The organism is Microbacterium sp. NPDC055683 (genome assembly GCF_053617895.1).
Map to the genome: position 1 here is coordinate 1 of NZ_JBSHGQ010000053.1, position 20,814 is coordinate 20,814.

Genomic DNA, 20,814 nt, shown 5'->3' on the forward strand with positions numbered 1-20,814 from the left:
CTCTCATGCGCCGGCGCCCGGCTCGGCGTCGTCGACGAGCGTGGGCGCGTCGCGCTCGACCGTCTCGCGCGCGATGCGCTCGAGGTCGTCGCCGTCGGCCGCGATGCCCGCGTCGCGCAGTCGTGCGGCGACCATCCCCACGGCGTCGTCGGGGGACAGGTTGCCGATCGCAATATCGCCCTGCACCTGCGCCACGATGCCGCGCAGGCGCTCGTCGTCCGTCGTCGTGTGGACGTCCTCGCGGGGCTCCGTCTGCCGGCCAGGCGACGGCTCCGCCGGTCCGACGCCCGCGACGTCGTTCTGCTCGCCCTCGTCGGGCGACCCGGGCGCCTCGCCCTCGACCCCGACGACGTCGGCGGAACCGCTGTCCGCGCCTCCGCGCCCCGCCGGCACGTCCTCGACGGGCGGGCCGCCCGCTTCGCTCTCCGTCATCGTCTCTCCTCCCGTCCGCGCGCCGTCAGCGCGCGTCCTCGTCGTCGCCCCGGAGGGCGTCCTCTTCGCCCGTGTAGCCGTCGTCGGCCGCACGCTCGTCGTCGGGCAGCGCGGGACGGCCCGCCGCGCCGTCGGGGAGCGGGCCCCTGTCGTCTGCCAGCTCCTCGGGATCCACCTCGTCCTCGAGCGCGTCGATCGTCGCGTCGTCTGGCACGTCCCGGTGCTCCGGCACGCGAGCGGGCCTGGTCTGGATGTCGGGATCGACTCCCTCGACGTTCGCCATGACGTCCTCCTCCTCTGCGTTCGGATGCCTCCAGGGTGCGATGCGGGATCGTGTCGTGCCAGGGGTTGACAGCGCGGCTCGCACGGCCGATACGGGCGAGCTCGCGGCATGTCAACCGCCTGTCGCCCGCGTCTCGTCCGGACCAGGGTCGGGCAGGACGAGAGGAGCACGATGAGCGAGGCAGATGGAAGACCCGAGGCGATCTGGCGGCGGACGGCGCCCGTCGTCGTCGTCGACGAGGAGCACATCCTCCGGCCCGACATCGTCGTCGCCGGTGCCGGCCTCACGGGGCTCGCGACGGCCGTGCTGCTCGCGCGGGCGGGGCACCGCGTCGCGGTGTGCGAGGCGCGCCGTGTCGGCGCGGCGGCGACGGGCAACACGACGGCGAAGCTCTCCCTCCTGCAGGGCTCGGTCTACGGGCAGCTCCGGGCACATGCGGGGGACGACGCGCTGAGGGCCTACGCCGCAGCGCAGCGCGAGGCCGCAGCCTGGGTGCGGGAGACCGCCCCCGCCGACGCGCTCCGGACCGAGCCGGCGTTCACCTATGCCACGACGCCGGAGGGGGAGGCCGCCCTCGAGCGCGAGGCGGAGGCGCTCGCCGCGGCGGGCGTGACGGCCCCCTGGCAGCCCGTGGCCGACGCGGGCCTGCCGTTCCCCGTCGCGCGCGCCCTGAGGATGGACGACCAGGCCGCCCTGCATCCCCTCCGGCTCCTCGCCGCGCTCGCCGCGGAGCTCCGCCGACGAGGCGGCAGCATCGTCGAGGGATGCCGCGTCGTGGGCGTCGACGATCTCGATGCCGGGGTGCGGGTCTCCACGACGCGCGGGGCGCTCGACGCCGCGCATCTCGTCGTCGCGACGGGGTCGCCCGTCATCGACCGTGCCGGGTTCTTCGCACGGCTCGAGCCCTCGAGGTCGATCGCGGCGGCCTACGCCGGGATCGACCCGCCGCAGGGCATGTTCCTCTCGGTCGACCCGCAGGCGCGTTCTCTCCGGACGACGGAGGACGGGCGCGGCGGCACGCTGCTCATCGCGGGCGGCGGCGGGTATCGGACGGGGTCGCCGCACGGGTCGGGGCCCGTGCTCGACGAGCTCGACGGGTGGGTGCGCCGGCACTTCCCCCGCGCCCGGCGCGTGACGTGGTGGGCGGCGCAGGACTATCGCACCGTCACGCGGGTGCCGTTCGCGGGGGCCGAGCCCGGCGGGCGTGTGCACGCCGCGACGGGGTACGACAAGTGGGGCATGACGAACGCCGTCGCGGCGGCGCTCGCGATCGCCGGGGGGATCGCCGGAGCCGAGCCGTCGTGGGCGGCGGCGCTGCGCGCGCCGAGGATCGGCCTGCGCGACGTCGCGACGGCGGTGGGCGCCAACGCCAAGGCCGCCGGCGCGATGGCGGCCGGGTGGGCCGACGCCCTCGTCTCGGCAGGAGACGGCGTCGAGCTCGCCGAGGGCGAGGGGAGGGTCGTGAGACGGGGCGCGCGCCCCGTCGGCGTCTCACGCGTCGACGGCCGGCTCTGCGCCGTGTCGGCCGTGTGCACCCACCTCGGCGGCGTCCTGCGGTGGAACGGCGCGGAACGCAGCTGGGACTGCCCCCTGCACGCTTCGCGTTTCTCGCCGGATGGCACCGTGCTGGAGGGGCCGGCGACCGCCGATCTCGCGGAGGAGCCCGCGTAGCCCGTCGATAGGGTGGGCGGGAGACCGTCCGCGCCCGACGCGCCGGAACCCGGCGCGCCGCGGACGGCCGAAGGGGGTAGTGCATGGAAGGCATCCTGGCCACAGCGGGCGGAGTGGGGCTCGCGGTCGTCATCGGGGTCGTGGTCGTCGTCGTCATCGTCGCAGCGCTCGTCGGCACGCTCGTGCTGCGGGCCTGGTACAAGGTGGCGCGAGCGGACGAGGCGCTCATCATCGTCGGCAAGAAACAGAAGGCCAAGGACGGGACCTCGTCGAACGTGGCCGTCATCCGCGGCGGCGGCGCCGTCGTCAACCCGATCACGCAGCGCTCCGAGACGCTCTCGCTGCGAGCGCGCCAGATCATGGTGAAGCCCACGGCGCAGTCGATCCAGGGCGTGACGGTCGACGTCACGGGTGTCGCGCTCGTGAAGATCGGCTCGACCCCCGAGGCCATCGCGAGCGCTGCCGAGCGCTTCGTCTCGCAGGACGACGCGATCGAGGTGTTCACGACCGAGCAGCTCGAGGGCGCGCTGCGCGGCGTCGTCGCGACGCTCACGGTCGAGCAGCTCATGCGCGACCGGCAGGAGCTCTCGGATCAGATCGCGGCGCTCATCAAGAGCGACCTCGAGGACCAGGGGCTCGTGCTCGACAGCTTCCAGATCCAGGGCATCACCGACCAGAACGGCTACATCGAGGCGCTCGGCGCAGAGGAGGTCTCGAAGGTCAAGCGGCAGGCCGAGATCGCCCGCATCAACGCGGAGCGCGAGATCAAGGCGCGCGAGATCGCGACGAGCGAGGAGACGCTCATCGAGCAGACCGCGTTCGACCGCAACTCGGCCGCGGCCGCGGCCGACGTCGGCCAGGCACGGGCGGAGGCCGAGCAGGCGGAGGCGCTCGCGCGCGCGAAGGCCCAGCAGGGCGTCCTCATGCAGGAGGCCGAGAACAAGCAGGCCGAGCTCGACGCCGACGTCAAGCGCGTCGCCGACGCTGCCCTGTACGAGCGCCAGAAGCGCGCGGACGCCGACGCCTACGCGCGGGTGAAGGAGGCCGAGGCCGAGGCGCAGATCGCCGAGCAGGAGGCACGCGCCATCCGCATCAAGGCGGAGGCCGACGCCGAGGCCATCCGGGTCGAGGGCGAGGCGAAGGCGTCCGCGATCGAGGCGGAGGCCGCAGCCCTCGCGAAGAACCAGGACGCGTTCCTCGCGCAGCGCGCGCTGGACGCCCTCGTGCCGATGATGACGGAGTTCGCCAAGGGCTACGCCAACGTCGGCAGCGTCACCGTGCTCTCGGGCGCCGGCGGAGACGGCGCGTCCGGCCACCTGGCGGGCGAGACCGCCGCCGACATGCGCTCGATGTTCGACAGCGTCCGCGCGGCGACGGGCGTCGACCTCGCCGCTGTCATCCAGGGGCATGCGATCGGTCGAGGGATGGCCGCCGGCCGTCAGGACGAGGCGCCGGCTCCCGCGGCGCCCGCCGAGCCCGCGCCGCCCGCGCCGGAGCCGGAGGCTCCTCCGGCCCCGTAACCCGGCGCCCGCGGGCGTCACAGGGCGCAACGAGAGGACACGTCGCGGCATCGCGACGTGTCCTCTTCGCGTCTCGGCGGCCGCCGCCGTCGTGCGGCGGCGGGGACATCGCGACGATCGATCGGCTTCTGCGATGGGTCGTCATCCGATCCGGTGATTGGACGGCCCGCCCCGGCCCTCCGCAGGCTGTCTGCGACGCCGGGACATCCGCCCGGCCCGACGGGACGGAGACGGACATGACGTGGGGAAGCGACCGGGACGAGCTGAAGGCGGACCTCGCCGCGACGCTGCGCCACTTCGGGCGGAACGGCTACCAGTACGGGCTGGCGGGCCACGCCACCATCCGCGACGCGGGCGAGGGGGAACGCTACTGGGTCAACCCCGCCGGCATCCCGTTCGCCGAGGTGGAGGAAGAGGACCTCGTGCTCGTCGCGCCCGACGGCTCTGTCCTGGAAGGACGTCACGAGGCGCACGGGTTCCAGAGCCAGATCGAGGTGCACAGGGCGCGGCCGGAGCTGCGAGCGGGATTCCACGTGCATGCCACGCACATCTTCGCGTGGTCGAGCGCGGGCGGCGAGCTGGCTCCGCTCACGACCGACTCGTCGTGGCTGCAGGGGATCCAGGCGGTTCGGACGTCGTTCGACCAGCCGGCGGCCGAGGCGCTCGGCGCGGATGCCCGCATCCTCATCCAGCGCGCTCACGGCGCCGTGACCTACGGCGCCACGATCGCCGAGGCGGCGTTCTGGTTCGCCTCGATCGAACGCGCCGCATACACGCAGCTCCTGCTCGAGGCCGCAGGCCGGGCGCAGCCCGTCGACGCCGCGCTGTCCCAGGCCTGGCGGCTCCCCCCGGAGGCGGCCGACCGTCAGTTCCGCCCCCTCATCGAGGCCGAGCGCCGCCGCACGGCGCTCGCGATCGCGTGAGCGCCGTGTCGGACCGCCGGCACATCCACCTGGGGCTCTGGCTCACCTACCTCTCGGCCGCCGGATGGACGGCCCCCGACAGCCGCGCCGAGGAGGTCAACGGGCTCGAGCCGTACGCCGAGATCGCCCGCATCGCCGAGGACGCGAAGCTCGACGCCGTCATCCGCGGCGACGGGGTCGCGAGCCACGTGCTGAAGGCGGACGGCCCCTACGCCGGCTCCCTCGAGCTGCTCACGCTCCTCGCCGCCCTGTCGGCGCGCACCTCGCGCATCGGGCTCATCGGCACCGCGTCGACGACCTTCTCCGAGCCGTTCACGCTCGCGCGCCAGTTCGCCACGATCGACCACCTCAGCGGCGGCCGCGCGGGCTGGAACATCGTCACCTCGTCGGACGGCGAGCGCAACTACGGCTACGAGGCCATCCCCGACCAGGACGCGCGGTATGCGCGCGCCGACGAGTTCCTCGAGGTCGTCGAACGGCTCTGGGCGAGCTGGGACCCCGACGCCGTGCGCATCGACCGCGCGACGCGCACCTTCGTCGACCCCGCCCGCGTGCAGGCGATCGACCACGACGGCGCGCACTTCCGCGTCGCGGGGCCGCTCAACGTCGCGCGCTCGCCGCAGGGCCGGCCCGTGCTCATCCAGGCCGGCAGCTCGGAACGGGGGCGCCGCTTCGCGGCGGAGCACGCGGAGGTGATCTTCACGGCGCAGCGCGAGGTCGCCGACGGCGTCGCATTCGCGGCCGACCTGCGCGACCGGGTCGCCGCGGCGGGCCGCGACCCCGGCACCACCCGCATCCTGCCCGGCCTCGGCCTGTATCTCGCCGAGACCGAGACCGAGGCGCTCGAGCTCTACGAGCGCGAGCTCGAGGTCATCGACTACGACGCCGCGCGCGAACGCCTCGAGAAGCTGCTCGGCGGCGTCGACCTCTCCGACGTGCCGCTCGACGATCGCGTCCCCGACGACCGCTGGCCCGACACCGCCGCCCTCGCCAGGCGCCAGAGCCGCCCGCAGATCTTCATCGACCTGTCCGTGCGGCACGGCTACACGCTGCGCCGCGTGCTGCAGGCCGTCGTCGCCGGCTTCGGGCACGGCCGCTTCGTCGGCACGCCGGAGCAGGCCGCCGACCGCATCGTCCAGTGGGCCGACGCGGGCGCCGCCGACGGCTTCGTGATCTTCCCCTCCGGCGGATGGCAGACCATCCACCTCCTCGCCGAGCAGGTCGTCCCGATCCTGCGCGAGCGGGGGCGCTTCCGCGAGGAGTACGAGGGGAGCACCCTGCGCGACCACTTCGGCCTGCCGCCCGTGCCGGCCGCCGTCGCGCCCACCCTGAGGAGAACAGCACCGTGAACACCATCCGCACCGCCGCCGGCATCGCGGCCCTGCTCGCGACGGCCGTCGCCCTGTCGGCGTGCGCGTCGGCCGCGCCGGGAGCCGACGCGGCCGACGCCGATGCCGACGCGACGCCCGTCGTCGGCGGCGAGCTCGTCGTCGGCCAGACCGACATCCCGCCCTGCCTCGACGCCGCCATCACGCCCTACAACAACTTCGCGGGCCGCGCCGTCGTCGACAACCTCTTCGACCAGGACGAGGAGACAGGCGAGATCCTGCCCTGGCTCGCGACGGGCTACGAGGTGTCGGACGACGGCCTGACCTACACGATCTCGCTCCGCGACGACGTGACGTTCTCGAACGGCGAGCCGTTCACGGCGGAGGCCGTCACGGCCACGCTCGACAACGCCATCGAGTTCCGCGCGACCGACGGCCGCGGCGTCGCCGCCGCGTACATCTCCGGCTACTCCGGCTCCGAGGCGGTCGACGACCACACCGTGACCGTGACGTTCGAGGAGCCCAAGGCCGGCTTCATCCAGGCCCTCACGGAGAAGGCGCTCGGCATCATCTGGCCGGGGAGCCTCACGCTCGACTACGACCAGCGCTGCGAGACCGGGCCGATCGGCACGGGGCCGTTCGTCATCGAGGAGAACGTGCCGGACGACCACATCACGGTCGTCCGCAGAGACGGCTACGCCTGGCCGTCGCCGAACAGCGACAATCCCGGCGAGGCCTATGTCGACGCCATCCGGTTCGTCGAGATCCCGGAGGGCGGCGTGCTCACCGAGAACCTTCTGAGCGGCGAGGTCGACGCGGCGATCAGCCTCTCGTCGACCGACATCGCGCGCGTGGAGGCCGAGGGCGGACAGGTCGTCAGCGCCGTGTCGGCGGGCATCGCCAACACGATCTACCCCAACCTCGACCACGCCCCGTTCGACGACGAGGCGGTGCGGCAGGCGTTCCAGGTCGGCTTCGACCGGCAGGAGCTGCAGGACACGATCTACGACCAGTACAGCCCCGCGCCCACCTCGGTCATCTCCGACACGGTGCCGGGGCACGTCGACCTCTCCGACGCCCTCGCCTACGACCCGGATGGCGCGGCCGCGCTCCTCGAGGACGCCGGCTGGGAGATCGCGGACGACGGCATCCGCGAGAAGGACGGCGAGCGGCTGGAGGCCGAGATCACCTTCACGGACGAGAACTCGCGCCCGCTGTGGCAGCTCGTGCAGGCGCAGCTCCTCGAGATCGGCTTCGACCTGCAGCTGCGCCAGGTGACGCTCGCGGAGAGCACGGCGCTGCAGGAGTCTGGCGAATGGGACCTCCTCGCGGGCAACTTCACGCGCGCCGATCCCGACGTGCTCCTCAACACCTTCCACCCCGACTTCGTGACGTACGCGCGTTTCACGGATGAGAACATCCCCGATCTCGTCGAGGTGCTCGACGCTCAGACGACCGAGCTCGACCCTGCGGCCCGCCAGGAGCTGTTCGCCGAGGCGCAGCGCCTGATCGTCGAGCGCGGATACGGCTTCCCGTACAGCCAGTCGGGCCGCCCGACGGTCGCGCTCGGCAACGTGCACGGGCTCGGCAACCAGCTCACCGGCTGGCAGGTGTTCGACGAGGCCTGGCTCGACGCCGAATGAACCAGGGGGTCGGCGCCGCGGTGGGGCGGCGCCGGCCTCCTTCCCTCCCGTCTGAGAAAGGACAGCGGATGATCGCCTACATCGCCCGGCGCATCGGGTACGCCCTGCTCGTCGTGTGGGCCGCGTACACCGCCACGTTCGTGCTGCTGTACGTGCTCCCGGCCGACCCCGTCTCGATCATGCTGGCCGGGACGGGCGACGCGACGCGGACGAGCCCGGAGGAGCGCGCGGCGATCGAGGCGCGCTTCGGGTTCGACCAGCCCGTCCCCGTGCAGTACGTCACTCTTCTGGGACGGGCGCTCACGGGCGACCTCGGCGTCTCGGTGCAGACCGAGCGGCCCGTCGCGGCCGACATCGCCGCGGCCCTGCCGCACACCCTCCAGCTCGCCGGGCTCGGCATCCTGTTCGGCGTGCTCATCGGGGCCGTCATCGCGATCGCCGCCAACCTCACCCGAAGCCGCGTGCTCTCGAACCTGCTCTTCTCGACGCCGCCGTTCGTCGCGGCCGTCCCGACGTTCCTCATCGCGCTGCTCATGCTGCAGCTGTTCGCCTTCCACTGGCGCCTGCTGCCGTCTCGCGGCAACGACGACGCCTCGGCGCTCGTCCTGCCCGCACTCACGCTCGGCATTGCGATCAGCGCGACGATCGGCCAGCTGCTCGCCAAGGGCATCCGCGACACGCTCCGCGAGCCGTTCGTCGACGTGCTGCGCGCGAAGGGTGTCTCGCGCTGGGGGATCCAGATCGGCCATGTGCTGAAGAACGCCGCAATCCCGTCGCTCACCGTGCTCGCGCTCCTCGTCGGCGGCGTCTTCTCCGGCGCCGTCGTCATCGAGACGGTGTACTCGCGCGTCGGAGTCGGGCGCCTCCTCCAGGGGGCCGTCGACACGCAGGACATCCCGCTCGTGCAGGCGCTCGTCATCCTGTCCGCCGTCGCGTACGCGGTCGTCAACCTCGCCGTCGACCTCGTCTACCCGCTCGTCGACCCCCGCATCCGCCGCGTCGCGGCCGTTTGATCCGCCGCCCGAACCGAGAGGACCGCCATGACCCAGCTCGACGTCGAGATCGCGCGGGAGGCAGCCGCCCCCGCCGCCGCTCCACCGCGCCGCCGCGCCGGGAACGTCGCACGGCGCGTGCTGAGGGAGCCGGGCTACGCGCTGGCATGGGCCGTGGTGCTCCTCGTCGCGGCGTTCGTCGTCGCGCCGGGCGCGTTCAGCCCCTTCGACCCGCTTGCGCCGAGCACGGGGGCGAAGCTGTCGCCGCCGTCGTGGGAGCATCCGTTCGGCACCGACTACATCGGCCGCGACCTCCTCAGCCGCGTCGTGCACGGCAGCGCCCTGTCGCTGCAGGCCACGGTCGTCGCCCTCGCGCTCGCCTTCGTCCTCAGCGCCGCGATCGGGCTGCTCGCGGGGTTCCTCGGCGGGGTCGTCGACACCGTGCTCATGCGCGTCATCGACGTCTTCCTCGCCATCCCGAACCTGCTCATCTCGCTGCTCCTCATCACGGCCCTCGGGTTCGGCACCCTCAACATCGCCATCGCGGTCGGCATCGCCTCCGTCGCGAGCTTCTCGCGCGTCATGCGGGCGGAGGTCCTGAGGGTGACGACATCGCCCTTCGTCGAGGCGGCCCGCGCCTCCGGCGTGCGCTGGCCCGCCATCCTCGTCCAGCACGTGCTGCCGCATGCGAGGGGACCCGTGCTGTCGCTCGTCGCCCTCGAGTTCGGGTCGGCCATCCTCTCCATCGCGGCGCTCAGCTTCCTCGGCTTCGGCGTCGCCCTGCCCGCCCCGGAGTGGGGCAACCTCGTCGCCGAGGGGCGCAACTACCTCGGCACGGCGTGGTGGCTGACCATCCTGCCCGGCGCGGTCATCGTCGCCGTCGTCGTCGCCGCCAACCGCATCAGCCAGGGTCTCGCCGGGGAGGCGCGCCGATGACCGCGCCCATCGTCCGGGTGTCCGGGCTCAGGGTCGGGTACGGCACGAGCACGCACCACGCCGTCGACGACGTCGACCTCGAGGTCGCGCCCGGCGAGATCGTGTCGATCGTCGGGGAATCCGGATCGGGGAAGTCCACGACGGTGGCGGCGCTCATCGGGCTGCTGCCCGAAGGCGCGCGCGTGCACGGAGGGAGCATCGAGGTCGACGGCGTCGACGTCGTCGGCCTCGACGAGAAGGCGCTCCGGCGGCTCCTCGTCGGAACCGTCGGCTACGTTCCGCAGGACCCCACGATCTCCCTCGACCCCGTCCAGACGGTGGGGTCGCAGATCGACGAGGTCTTCCGGCTGCACGGGTCGGTGCCGCGCTCCGCGATCCGCGACGCCTCCGTCGCCATCCTGCGCCGCGTCGGCATCGACCGTCCCGAGGTGCGTCACGGCCAGTACCCGCACGAGCTCTCGGGCGGCATGCGTCAGCGCGTGCTCATCGGGATCGCGCTCGCAGGGCGCCCGCGCCTCATCGTGGCGGACGAGCCGACATCCGGCCTCGACGTGACGGTGCAGAAGACGGTGCTCGACGAGCTCGTCGCGCTCGCCCGCGACGAGGGCGTCGCCGTCGTCCTCGTCACGCACGATCTCGGCGTCGCCCACGACCGGTCCCAGCGGATCGTCGTCATGCAGAAGGGGCGGATCGTCGAGGAGGGGGCGGCCGCCGGCGTCTTCCTGAGCCCCGCCCATCCGTACACCCGGCGGCTCATCGCCGCCGTGCCCACGCTCGCCCACCCCGTGCTGCGCCCGCCTGCGCGGGAGGACCCGCCCGCGGAGCCCGTGCTGCGCGCGGAAGGGATCCGCAAGACGTTCCGGCTCAGCGGCGCACGCGGGGCCCGCGACCTCGTCGCGGTCGACGACATCTCGCTCGCCGTCGGCCGCGGGCGCACGCTCGGCATCGTCGGCGAGTCGGGATCGGGCAAGTCGACGCTCGCGCGCATCCTCGCCGGCCTCACGGAGCCCACGCAGGGGACCGTGAGGCTCGACGGCCGCGACGTCGCGGGGGCCGGCCGCCGCGAGCGACGCGAGCTGCGCCGGCAGGTGCAGTACGTCTACCAGAACCCGTTCGCCTCCCTCGACCCGCGCTTCACGGTGGAGCGCGTGATCGCGGAGCCGCTCACGGCGTTCCGGGTCGGGGACCGCGCCACCCGACGGCGGCGCGTCGCGGAGCTGCTCGATCTCGTCGCGCTGCCCTCCGACGTCGCGCGCCGCACGCCCGTGGCGCTCTCCGGCGGGCAGCGGCAGCGCGTCGCGATCGCGCGGGCGCTCGCGCTGGAGCCGAGGCTGCTCATCCTCGACGAGCCGGTGTCGGCGCTCGACGTCTCGGTGCAGGAGCAGGTGCTGCGGCTGCTCGTCTCGGTGCAGGAGGAGCTCGGTCTCACCTCGGTGTTCATCTCCCACGATCTCGCCGTCGTGCGGCTGGTCTCCGACGAGGTGCTCGTCGTGCAGGGAGGGCGGGCGGTCGAGGCGGGGCGCACGCAGGAGATCTTCGACGCCCCTCAGCATCCGTACACACGAGCGCTGCTGGACGCCATCCCCGGACCGCGGGAGGATGCGCAGACGCCCTGAGGGGCGCCGACAGCACCCCTCTCGGCCGGAATGCGCACGCCGCCCCCCGGGTTGGCCTCTGCGTCGGCCACGGACGCGGAGGGTGCAACATGGACGGTCTCGAGGTCACGGTCCTGCTCGGAGCGAGCGTGCTCGTCGGCGCGCTGCTCGCCCCCCGCCTGCGGATCGCGGTCCCGCTGCTGCTGCTCGTCTTCGGGCTGCTCCTCGGCTTCGTCCCCGAGCTGCGCGAGGTGCAGCTGCCGCCCGAGACGGTGCTGCTGCTCTTCCTCCCCGTCATGCTCTTCTGGGAGAGCCTGACGACCTCGCTGCGGGCCATCCGGCGCGACCTGCGCGGCATCGTGCTGATGAGCACGCTGCTCGTCGTCGCGACGGCCTTCGCGGTGGCAGGGGTCGCGCACCTCCTCGGGCTGCCGTGGGAGGTCGCGCTCATCCTCGGGGCGGCCGTCGCCCCGCCCGACGCGACGGCGGTCGCGGCGCTCGGCCGCACGCTGCCGCGGCGCAACTTCATGGCGCTCAAGGCCGAGAGCCTCACGAACGACGGCACGGCGCTCGTCATCTACTCGGTCGCCGTGGGCCTCGCCGTGGGCGGCCAGTACACGCCGCTGTCGATCTCGGGGCTCGTCCTGCTGTCGTACGGAGGGGGAGCGGCCGTCGGCATCGTCGTCGCGGCGCTCGCCGTGCTGCTCCTGCGCCGTCTCGCCGACGCGCTCACGATCAACATCGTGCTCCTCCTGGTGCCGTTCGCCGCGTACCTCCTCGCCGAGACCGTCCACGCCTCGGGCGTGCTCGCGGTCGTCGTGGCGGGCCTCATCACGGCCTGGACGTCGCCGCGCACGACGACGGCGGCGTCGCGGCGGCAGACCGAGGCGGCATGGCCGCTCGGCACCTTCCTCCTGAACGGCTCGCTGTTCGTCCTGATCGGGCTCGAGGTGCAGCTCGTCGCGCACGAGATCGACGCGCGCCAGATCGGATGGCTCCTGGGCGTGACCGTCGCGGTGTGGGTCACGACGCTCGTCGTCCGCTTCGCCTTCCAGATGACGACCGTGTCGGCCATCCGGATGCTCGACCGGCGCCCCTCGCAGCGCGCCCGGCGGATGAGCAACCGGGCGCGCGTCGTGAGCACCGTCGCGGGATTCCGGGGCGCCGTATCGCTCGCCATCGCGCTGTCCGTGCCGCTCACGATGGACGACGGGTCGGCGCTCGGGGGCCGCGAGGAGATCGTGTTCGTGACGGCGGGCGTCATCGTCCTCACCCTCCTGGTGCAGGGGCCCCTGCTGCCGCTCGTCGTGAGGTGGGCGCGACTGCCCGAGGACACCTCGGGCGAGGAGGAGCTCGCGCTCGCCCAGCGGGCGATCACGGGCGCCGCACTGTCGGCACTCGACGACCTCGCGGCGGAGCACGGCGTGAGCGACGACGTCAGGGACCGCATCCGCGCCGACGCGTACGAGATGCTCGAGTTGCAGAACGCCCAGCGGCAGGCACGCGAGCAGGAGGCGGTCGACCGCGAGGTGCGCGCGCTCGATGCCGCTCTCGCCGAGCCCGACCCCGCCGCGGCCGGCGAGCGCGACGCCGAGGCGGCCGCGATCGAGGTGCTCACGCTCTCCCCGATCGGGCGGCACGAGGAGTACACGCGGCTGAAGCTCGCCCTGCTCGCCCGCAAGCGCGAGGTGCTGTTCGGGCTGCGCCGCGACGGCACGGTGGACGACGCCGTCGTGCTGCGCATCCAGGCGCGCCTCGATCTCGACGAGCTGCGCATCACGGGCGGGGAGGTCGTCGCCGAGTGAGGCCCCTCAGGCGCGCGACGCCTCCCACCGCGCGCGTGTGAGGAAGGCCAGCCGGCCCGTCTTGCCCGGGAGCGCGACGTGCGGGCCGAGCTCGAAGCCCGACTTGCGGGCCCGATCGACCGCCCGCTCGTTGTCGGCGTCCGGCTCGATGACGAGGCGGTCGACCGACGGACGGCTGAAGAGGAAGGCGAACACGGCGTCGCCCACGTGGCTCGTGAAGCGCGCGACGCGCGGTCCGCGGTCGCCGAGGAGGAAATGGAGGCCCGCATCGCCCGGCAGGGCGTCGTAGACCTCTCCGACGGGATCGGCGTCGGGCTCGTACGTCTGCAGCAGCACGATCGGGAGGCCGTCGCGGCGGACGAGGAACGCGTGGTGCGTCGGGAGTCCGTCGACGTAGCGGTAGACGTCGCGGACCTCGTCGCGCGAGTGCCCCGCCATGCCCCAGAAAACCGAGGTCGGCCGCGTCACCCACTCGTGCAGGAGGTCGAGGTGCGCGTCGGGGTCGAGCACCTGGAACGTCACGCGGCCGAGCGCGGGCGAGTCGACGGCGTGGACGACGGAGCCTGCGGGGCCGCTCACGAGGCGGCGGTCGTCGTGGGCGCTCATGCGCCTCCTGTCGGAAGATCGGGGCGCAGGACGCGCCAGTCCGTGGTGATGCGCGTGGGTCGCACACGGACCCACGCCGCGTGCTGATCGGCCGCATGAGGGGATGAGGCGTCGCCGGAGGCGCCGAAGGGCACACTCCAGAGGCTCCGTGAGCGGTCGTCGAGGTCCCATGCCCAGCGCGCGACCGATCCCCGCCAGGCGCGGTCGACGGCGCCCGGCGTCGACCCCGTGCAGCGCACGGTGTCGCCGTCGCCGGAGAGGGGCGTCGCGAACGCCGCGCCGCGGGAGGCCCCTCCCGCGAGCTCGGCGACGTCGTCGAGGACATGGAGGGGCAGCATCGTGTGCACGTCGCCCCATGGCGGCGCGTCGGCAGCCGCTGCGAGCGCGTCGACGACGAGCGCGCGGTCGGCGATCGCGGGATGGCGCAGGAGCCGGGGGAGCGCGGCGGCGACGCGCCCGGCCACGGCCATCCAGGGATCGAAGACGGCGCCGAACCCGTGGGGAGCGCGCAGGGCGGCGAGGGCGGGATGGCCGACGAGCGCCCGGACGAGCGCCCCGCGCCACGCCGCGAACACGCCGGCGGCGCGCGAGCCGGCGTCCATCCTCCCGTCCCAGGACCGCAGGGTCTCGCGTGCCCTCGCGGCGGCCTCGGGAAGCGGGTCGTCGGGGAGGAGCGGGAGGAGCGCGTGCCGCTGCCCGCTGTCGATGTCGCCCCAGATGGCGGCGAACCCGTCCACGGCGTCGGGGCGGAGCTCGTCGAGGAGACGGGAGATACGGCGGGCGCGGTGCGGGGACGCGTACGCCCAGCCGAGGTCGACCGCGGGCTCCGCCGGCCGCTCGTTCGCGTCGACCGCGACCTCGGCCACGCGCGTCGCCGCGGGAGGGCGCCGGTCGGCGGCGGGGGCGTTCGAGGCGCCGTCGAGCGCCCGACGGCGCTCGGAGCGCGGACGACCGGGCACGAGCCCCGCCGTGGCCGACAGCACGGTGCCGTCGCGGTCGGCCGCGAGCACGCGGTTCACGGGGTCGACCCAGCTCTCGAACGCCGAGACGACGTCGGATGCCGTGCGGGCCCGCAGGAGCGGCAGCAGCGCGCGGGCGCCGAGGTCGGAGCGGGTGCGGGCGGGATGGCGGACGCCCCACCCGACGAGCGCATCGCCGTCGGGACGCAGCTCGGTGACGATGCAGCCGCGCGGCGTCTCGATGGCCGTCACCGCGACGTCGTCGCCGCCGCGCACGCGCACGGTCGAACGGCGCACATCGGCGGGCGACCATCCGTCGGGCCCGAGCGCCTCGTACCCGTCGCCCGCCCGCCGCAGCCGCTCGCGGAAGACCTCGACGCTGTGCGCGACGGCGTTCGTGATGCCCCACGCGGCGCCTCCCGTGTGGGCGAAGTGGGGCGCACCCGGCACGCCGGGGAACGCGAGGCCCACGACGTCGAACCCGTCGTCGTCGCACGCGAGGCGCACCTGCTGGTAGACGCCCGGCAGCTCGAAGAGGCGGTGCGGGTCGCCCGCGATCACCGGGCGCCCCGACGCCGTGAGCGTTCCGGCGAGCGCCCAGGCGTTGCTCCCGGAGGTCGGCTCCGTCTCGTCGCCCTCGTCGCCGGAGAGCACGTCGACCCAGGCGTCGCCGAGCGTCGCGGCGACGTGCTCGCGCCAGAGCAGGGAGGGGAAGGGGGAGAAGAGGGCGTGGGCGACGTGCAGCACGCCGAGCGGGTCGTGGTCGTCCCACGGGTCGAGCGGGCGATCGGCGCCGAAGGCGCGGTCGAGCGAGGCGAACTCCTCCGCGTGCGCGCCGGCCGCGGCCATCCCGCGCCGCACGCCGCGCGCGTAGGCGGAGATGAACATCCGCGTCTCGTCGTCGAGCGCAGAGAACGCGCGACGCGCGGTGTCGTCCAGTCGCGCGCGGCGGGCGAACACGTCCCACGCGACGCCGGCGCGTCCGATGAGCTCGGAGAGCCGACCGGCGGAGCGGAGCCGGTCGACCTCGATCTGCCAGCCCCGGTCGCGCGCCGTGACCTCGCCCTGCGCATCGGCGAGGTCGTGCACGTCGTGCGCGCGGATGTGCGGTACGCCGAGCGCGTCGCGGAACACCAGGGCCATCCCGCCAGCCTCCCACAGGAGGGGTGCCCTGGCGGTGCCTGTCTCGTCGTTCGACCGCGGCGTAGCCTCGGTGGATGACCGACTGGCACCCTTCCGACCTCGACCGCATCGGCACGGCCGAGGAGCTGCGCATCTCCTCGCACCGCGCGGACGGCTCCCTCCGCCCCGGCATCCCGATCTGGCACGTCGCCGTCGACGGCGCGCTGTACGTGCGCTCGGCGTACGGACCGGGCAACGGCTGGTTCCGACGCGCGAGGCAGACCGGGACGGGGCGCGTCGAGGCGGGCGGCGCGGGCGCCGACGTCGCCTTCGAGCGGCTCGCCGACGATGATCCTCGCCACGCCGCGCTCGACGCCGCGTTCGCGGAGAAGTACGCCCGCTTCCCGTCCTACGTCGCGCCGCTCCTCACGGAGGAGGCCCGCACGGCGACGCTGCGCGTCATGCCGGCGGCCTGACGGCGGCCATCCGCTGCGCGACCTCGCGCGCGGTGGCCGCGGGATCGGGGCGGTGCATGACCGATTCCGGCACGACGACGAGCTCGGCAGCGGGCATCGCGGCGGCGAGCCGGTCGGCGGCCGCGACGAGCACGGGGAACGTCTGGGCGCCGCGCAGGATGGTCACGGGCCGGCCGACGGCGCGCATGGCGGCCGTCGGACCGCCCACGTCTCGCACGAGCCGCGCGTCGTAGACGGTCGACTGCGCGAGCGGGGCCAGCGCCGCGAGCTGGCCGGCGGCGCGGAAGCCGTCGACCATCTCCTGCGGCAGCCCGACCCCCTCGAGCTGGAACGTCGCGACGGCCTGCTCGCGCTCGCCGGCGTCGACGAGGCGCTGCAGGCGCTCGGGCAGATCCGACGGCGCCGTGGGCGCTCCGCCGTGCACAGGAGGCTCGGAGAGGAACAGGTGCCCCGTCGGCACGCCGAGCGACGCCGCGTGGAGTGCGAGCACGGCACCGGACGAGTGGCCGAGCACGGCATCGGCGCCGCCCGCTCCGTCGATGACGGCGGCGAGGTCGTCCGCCTCGCGGTCGGGCGACGTGCCGGCCGCGTCGCCGCTCTCGCCGCGGGCGCGCCGGTCCCAGGTGACGGCGCGCAGGCCTGCGGCGACGAGCGCCTCGGCGAGCGGGGCGGCGTCGGCGGCGGTCGAGAGCGCCCCTCCGACGATGACGACCGTGGGGCCTGCGCCCGTGACGGAGGAGGCGAGCGGTGTGCCGTCGGCGGAGTGGATCATGCGCTCAGCGAACCACAGGGGTCGGACATGGCGGAAGGGCGTGCTGCCATCCGGGCGGGTGCGGGGCTGTTATCCCGTGCTTCGCCAGTGCGGATGTCGGTCGCAGGGGCGCTTTTGACTCACATCCGCACTGGCGAGGCGGCGCGGGGGCTACATCCGCACTGGCGAAGCGGCGACGGGGAGGGTGAGGGAGGGCCAAGGCGCCCCGGAAGCCCGCTCAGGCCGTGGCGCGTGTGCGCCGGTGGGTCGCGCCGGGATGGTCGTCCGGCAGCCGTCGCCTGCCCGCGCCGAAGAGGTGCTCGCGCAGCGTCGTGCCGGGGAGTTCGTCCTTCAGCCGTCCCCGCCGTCGCAGCTCGGGCATCACCAGCCGGATGAACCGGTCGTGCCCGCCGTCGGGATCGGGCTGGACGAGGAACCCGTCGGCGTCGGTCTCGTCGGCCAGCGCCTCGGCCTGATCCACGACGTCCTCGGGAGTGCCGAGGAACGGCCGCCCCATGACGCCGTTGGCGCGGAACTCCTCGAGGACCTCGCGCACCGTGGGCGCGTCGTCGCCGAGGAACCGCTCGATGTTCGTGCGGCCGTTGTCGCCGCCGGCGGCGTCGGCGGGGATCGGGCGGTCGAGGTCGAGCGAGAGCAGGTCGATCCCCGTGAAGTAGGCGTACAGGGTCGCCGCGTGCGCGAGGCTGATGCGCGCCACGGCGGCCGCGTGCTCGTCCTCCGCCTGCGCCCTGCTGTCCGCCACGCGGAAGGTGCCGGCGACGAGGCACTTCACGGCGTCGGGCGATCGGCCGTATCCGACCGCACGCGCGCGGATGTCGGCGATCTGCCGCGCGAGAGCGGGCGCCTCCGCCGCGAGGAAGACGGCCTCGGCGTAGCGCGCGGCGAGGTCGCGCCCCGCGGTCGAGGCGCCCGCCTGGAACAGCGTCGGCGTCACCTGGGGACCGGGCGGGGTCACGAGCACGCCCCGAGACCGGAAGTGCGGGCCGTCGTGGACGATCTCGTGCACCCTGGCGGGATCGGCCCAGACGCCCGTCTCGGCATCGCGCACGAGGGCGTCGTCCTCCCAGCACCCCTCCCAGAACCGCAGCGACAGGTCGACGTGCTCCGCGGCCTTCTCGTAGCGCTCGTCGTGGGCGAGGAGCGGCTCGCCGAACAGCAGGGCCGAGGCCGCCTGCGCCGATCCCGTCACGATGTTCCAGCCGATCCGGCCGCTCGTGAAGTGGTCGAGCGACCGGTACTGCCGCGTCACGACGGGCGGCGGCTCGACCTGCGTCGACACGGTCGTGACGATTCCCAGCCGTTCCGTCGCCGCGGCGATCGCGGACACGAGCATCTGCGGGTCGACCGTGGAGAACTGCACGTTGCGCTCGACCGCGGTGGGGATGACCGCGTCGTGGAGGGTGGGGTACCCGTAGGAGTCGGCGAGGAACAGGAAGTCGGCGCCCGCCGCCTCGCAGCCGCGGGCGAGGTCGATCCAGTAGCCGAGGTCGGTGGAGTTCCGCTCGTGCTCGCGTCCGGGCATCCGCCACGTCGGCCGCACGCCCCCGGTCTGGAACATCCCGATGGCGAGCTTCTTCGTCGCGTCGCCCATCAGACCGCCACCCGCGCGCGGCGGTGCGCGGCGCCCGGGTGCGTCTCGGGGAGGTGCGGCGATCCCGATTCCGTGAGCCGTTCGCGCAGCGTCATCTGCGCGGGCTCGGCGGCGACGAGCCCGCGGCGGACGAGCTCGGGCATGAGAAGGTCGAGGAAGCTGTCGAACGTGCCGGTGTGGTCGGGCTGCACGAGGAAGCCGTCGGCGTCGGTGGCGGCGATGACCCGCTCCGCCTCGTCGGCGACCTGCGCGACGTCCCCGATGATCGGCGTGCCCATGACGCTGTTGCGCTGGAACTCCTCGATGATCTCGCGCACGGTCGGCGCATCCGGTCCGAGGAACCGCTCGACGTTCGTGCGGCCGGTCTGCGTGAGCCCCGCCGACGGGTCGAGCGGCTTGTCGGGGTCCATGCTCGAGAGGTCGAGCCCCGTGAAGAAGGCGTAGGCGGCGGCGCCGTCCTCGAACGAGCGGGTGGCGAGCTGGCGCTCGCGGATGGCGTGTGCCTCCGCCTCCGTCCCGGCGACGTAGAACGTGCCGGCGATGAGGCACTTGATGGACCGTGGGTCGCGGCCGTAGGCGGCGGCACGACGGCGGATGTCGGCGATCTGCTCGGCGAGCGCCGGCACCTCCGCGGCGAGGAAGACCGCCTCGGCGTAGCGGGCGGCGAGGTCGCGCCCCGGCGCCGACGCGCCGGCCTGGAAGAGCACGGGCGTGCGCTGGGGCCCCGGCGGCACCGTGAGGATGCCCTTGGCGTCGAAGTGGGGGCCGTGGTGCTCGATCTCGCGCACCCGGTCGGGATCGGCGTACACGCCCGTCTCCCGATCCTGGACGAGCCCGCCCTCGTCCCAGCAGCCCTCCCACAGCGTGAGGGTGAGGTCGACGTGGTCGGCCGCGATCTCGTACCGCTTGTCGTGCTCCGTCATGGGCACGCCGAAGAGCCTCGCCGACGCGTTCTGCCCGGCCCCCGTGACGATGTTCCAGCCGATGCGGCCCTTCGTCATGTGGTCGAGCGTGGCCATCTTGCGGGCGACCATGGGCGGCTTCTCGACCGTCGTCGACAGGGTCGTCACGAGCCCGAGCCGCTCGGTGACGGCGGCGAGCGCGGGGAGCACGGCGAGCGGGTCGCCCTTGGGGAACTGGATGCCGCCGCGGAGGGCGCCCGCCGGGATGGCGTCGTCGACGACCGGGTAGCCGTAGTCGTCGGCGAAGAAGAGGAAGTCGACGCCGGCCTCCTCGCACCGGCGGGCCATCGTGAGCCAGTGGTCGAGGTCGAGGAAGTCGGTCGACGTGTTGTCGGGGAGCTTCCACGCCCCCATGAGCCCGATGCACTGGAACATGCCGATCTTCCAGGGTGATGCCATGACGACCTCCGTGCCGCGTGATGAACTGAACGGTTCACACGCTACGGGCGCCGTGTTTCGGCGGTGTCACCGTCCGGAGAAATCTCCGGCGAGCAGGGCGCGCACGCCTGCTCGGTAGGCCGTCCTCAGCAGCGCCTCGTCGCCATCCGCGAGAAGCGCGAGCTGCAGCCCGCGCCAGAGCGCGACGATCTGGGTCGCCAGCGCGAGTGCGTCGACGGGGGAGGAGCCCTCGTCGCGCAGGATGTCGGCGAGGTCCTCCGCCCAGTAGTGCGTCGACCGGTCGACGTAGGCGTGCCACTGCTCGCGGTCGCGCATGGCGATTCCGAACCGCTGGAAGAACAGCGCGATGTAGGGGCGGTTCTCCTCCGCGGCGAGGTCCTCCCAGGCGGCGTCGAGCCGGTCGGCGAGATCGCCGGGGGCGGCGAGCCGCGCGAACATGCTGCCCAGCCGCGGGAACCGCTCGAACGCGACGAGCGACGCCTCGTGGAGCAGCTTCTCCTTGGAGCCGAAGTAGTAGAGCAGCATGCGGTTGTTCGAGCCGATGCCGCGGCCGATCGCGCTGAGGCTGAGGTCGATGACGCCGTCGCGGAGGATGAGGTCGGTGACGAGTCCGAGGAGCCGTTCGCGCTCGGGGCTCGATCCGACGCTCGCGGCGTCGGCCTCGCGCTGGTCGCGCGTGCCCTGAACGCCCATCCGCTGTGCGGCCGACTCGCCCATTCCTGCCTCCCGATCCCGCCGCCCGGATGGTCGCCGATCGCGTCCATTCTCGCGGAACGGCGCGTCGCCGCCCGCGCACGGG

Annotated in this window: 18 protein-coding genes; 10 read left to right on the forward strand and 8 right to left on the reverse strand. The window is 73.8% G+C overall.

All coding sequences use genetic code 11. The annotated features are described in order from the left end of the window. Positions 1 to 3: 3 nt before the first annotated feature. Complete coding sequence (locus ACWGPF_RS15800; protein WP_452333698.1) at positions 4 to 432, reverse strand: hypothetical protein; 429 nt, start codon at positions 430 to 432, stop codon at positions 4 to 6. Between the two features lie 25 nt (positions 433 to 457). Next, positions 458 to 715: a hypothetical protein gene (locus tag ACWGPF_RS15805; RefSeq protein WP_452333699.1), complete on the reverse strand. Its 258-nt coding sequence runs from the start codon at positions 713 to 715 to the stop codon at positions 458 to 460. 171 nt (positions 716 to 886) lie between these two features. Between ACWGPF_RS15805 and ACWGPF_RS15810 the strand changes: the two genes are divergently transcribed. From ACWGPF_RS15810 to ACWGPF_RS15850, 9 genes are all read left to right on the forward strand, one after another. Then, positions 887 to 2,386 (forward strand): FAD-dependent oxidoreductase, encoded by a 1,500-nt coding sequence (locus ACWGPF_RS15810; RefSeq protein ID WP_452333700.1) that lies wholly within the window; start codon positions 887 to 889, stop codon positions 2,384 to 2,386. A gap of 83 nt (positions 2,387 to 2,469) precedes the next feature. Then, on the forward strand, positions 2,470 to 3,906 hold the full coding sequence (locus tag ACWGPF_RS15815; RefSeq protein WP_452333701.1) for an SPFH domain-containing protein: 1,437 nt from the start codon (positions 2,470 to 2,472) through the stop codon (positions 3,904 to 3,906). 236 nt (positions 3,907 to 4,142) lie between these two features. Then, on the forward strand, positions 4,143 to 4,829 hold the full coding sequence (locus ACWGPF_RS15820; RefSeq protein WP_452333702.1) for a class II aldolase/adducin family protein: 687 nt from the start codon (positions 4,143 to 4,145) through the stop codon (positions 4,827 to 4,829). Between the two features lie 5 nt (positions 4,830 to 4,834). Next, positions 4,835 to 6,178 carry an NtaA/DmoA family FMN-dependent monooxygenase gene (locus ACWGPF_RS15825; protein ID WP_452333703.1) on the forward strand — a complete coding sequence of 448 codons (1,344 nt, stop codon included), beginning with the start codon at positions 4,835 to 4,837 and terminating at the stop codon, positions 6,176 to 6,178. Beyond that, entirely contained in the window at positions 6,175 to 7,800 is a 1,626-nt protein-coding gene (locus tag ACWGPF_RS15830) for an ABC transporter substrate-binding protein (RefSeq protein WP_452333704.1), read from the forward strand. Before ACWGPF_RS15825 ends, ACWGPF_RS15830 begins: the two co-directional genes overlap by 4 nt. 68 nt (positions 7,801 to 7,868) lie before the next feature. Then, a complete protein-coding gene (locus tag ACWGPF_RS15835; protein WP_452333705.1) occupies positions 7,869 to 8,813 on the forward strand; it encodes an ABC transporter permease in 945 nt (314 codons plus the stop codon). A gap of 27 nt (positions 8,814 to 8,840) precedes the next feature. After that, positions 8,841 to 9,728, forward strand: coding sequence for an ABC transporter permease (locus ACWGPF_RS15840; protein WP_452333706.1), 888 nt, complete (start codon positions 8,841 to 8,843; stop codon positions 9,726 to 9,728). Next, the gene (locus ACWGPF_RS15845) at positions 9,725 to 11,344 is read left to right on the forward strand and encodes a dipeptide ABC transporter ATP-binding protein (protein WP_452333707.1); all 1,620 of its coding nucleotides are present in this window, start codon (positions 9,725 to 9,727) and stop codon (positions 11,342 to 11,344) included. The genes ACWGPF_RS15840 and ACWGPF_RS15845 overlap by 4 nt, the downstream gene beginning before the upstream one ends. A gap of 89 nt (positions 11,345 to 11,433) precedes the next feature. After that, entirely contained in the window at positions 11,434 to 13,128 is a 1,695-nt protein-coding gene (locus ACWGPF_RS15850) for a Na+/H+ antiporter (RefSeq protein WP_452333708.1), read from the forward strand. A gap of 6 nt (positions 13,129 to 13,134) precedes the next feature. On the opposite strand, the gene ACWGPF_RS15855 is transcribed toward ACWGPF_RS15850, so the two are convergent. Together ACWGPF_RS15855 and ACWGPF_RS15860 are read right to left on the reverse strand one after the other, a co-directional pair. Further along, a complete protein-coding gene (locus ACWGPF_RS15855; RefSeq protein WP_452333709.1) occupies positions 13,135 to 13,734 on the reverse strand; it encodes a GNAT family N-acetyltransferase in 600 nt (199 codons plus the stop codon). Continuing rightward, positions 13,731 to 15,836 carry a penicillin acylase family protein gene (locus tag ACWGPF_RS15860; RefSeq protein ID WP_452333710.1) on the reverse strand — a complete coding sequence of 702 codons (2,106 nt, stop codon included), beginning with the start codon at positions 15,834 to 15,836 and terminating at the stop codon, positions 13,731 to 13,733. The genes ACWGPF_RS15855 and ACWGPF_RS15860 overlap by 4 nt, the downstream gene beginning before the upstream one ends. Positions 15,837 to 15,910: 74 nt before the next feature. On the opposite strand from ACWGPF_RS15860, the gene ACWGPF_RS15865 reads away from it, so the two are divergent. Beyond that, on the forward strand, positions 15,911 to 16,291 hold the full coding sequence (locus ACWGPF_RS15865; RefSeq protein ID WP_452333711.1) for a DUF2255 family protein: 381 nt from the start codon (positions 15,911 to 15,913) through the stop codon (positions 16,289 to 16,291). Here ACWGPF_RS15865 and ACWGPF_RS15870 read toward each other — a convergent pair. The 4 genes from ACWGPF_RS15870 to ACWGPF_RS15885 all read right to left on the reverse strand — a co-directional run. Continuing rightward, complete coding sequence (locus tag ACWGPF_RS15870) at positions 16,275 to 17,063, reverse strand: alpha/beta fold hydrolase (protein ID WP_452333712.1); 789 nt, start codon at positions 17,061 to 17,063, stop codon at positions 16,275 to 16,277. The genes ACWGPF_RS15865 and ACWGPF_RS15870 overlap by 17 nt on opposite strands. Before the next feature lie 217 nt (positions 17,064 to 17,280). Further along, positions 17,281 to 18,654 (reverse strand): NtaA/DmoA family FMN-dependent monooxygenase, encoded by a 1,374-nt coding sequence (locus ACWGPF_RS15875; RefSeq protein ID WP_452333713.1) that lies wholly within the window; start codon positions 18,652 to 18,654, stop codon positions 17,281 to 17,283. Continuing rightward, complete coding sequence (locus ACWGPF_RS15880) at positions 18,654 to 20,015, reverse strand: NtaA/DmoA family FMN-dependent monooxygenase (protein ID WP_452333714.1); 1,362 nt, start codon at positions 20,013 to 20,015, stop codon at positions 18,654 to 18,656. The genes ACWGPF_RS15875 and ACWGPF_RS15880 overlap by 1 nt, the downstream gene beginning before the upstream one ends. A gap of 66 nt (positions 20,016 to 20,081) precedes the next feature. Then, the coding region (locus ACWGPF_RS15885; RefSeq protein ID WP_452333715.1) for a TetR/AcrR family transcriptional regulator at positions 20,082 to 20,814 on the reverse strand (733 nt) is incomplete at its 5' end.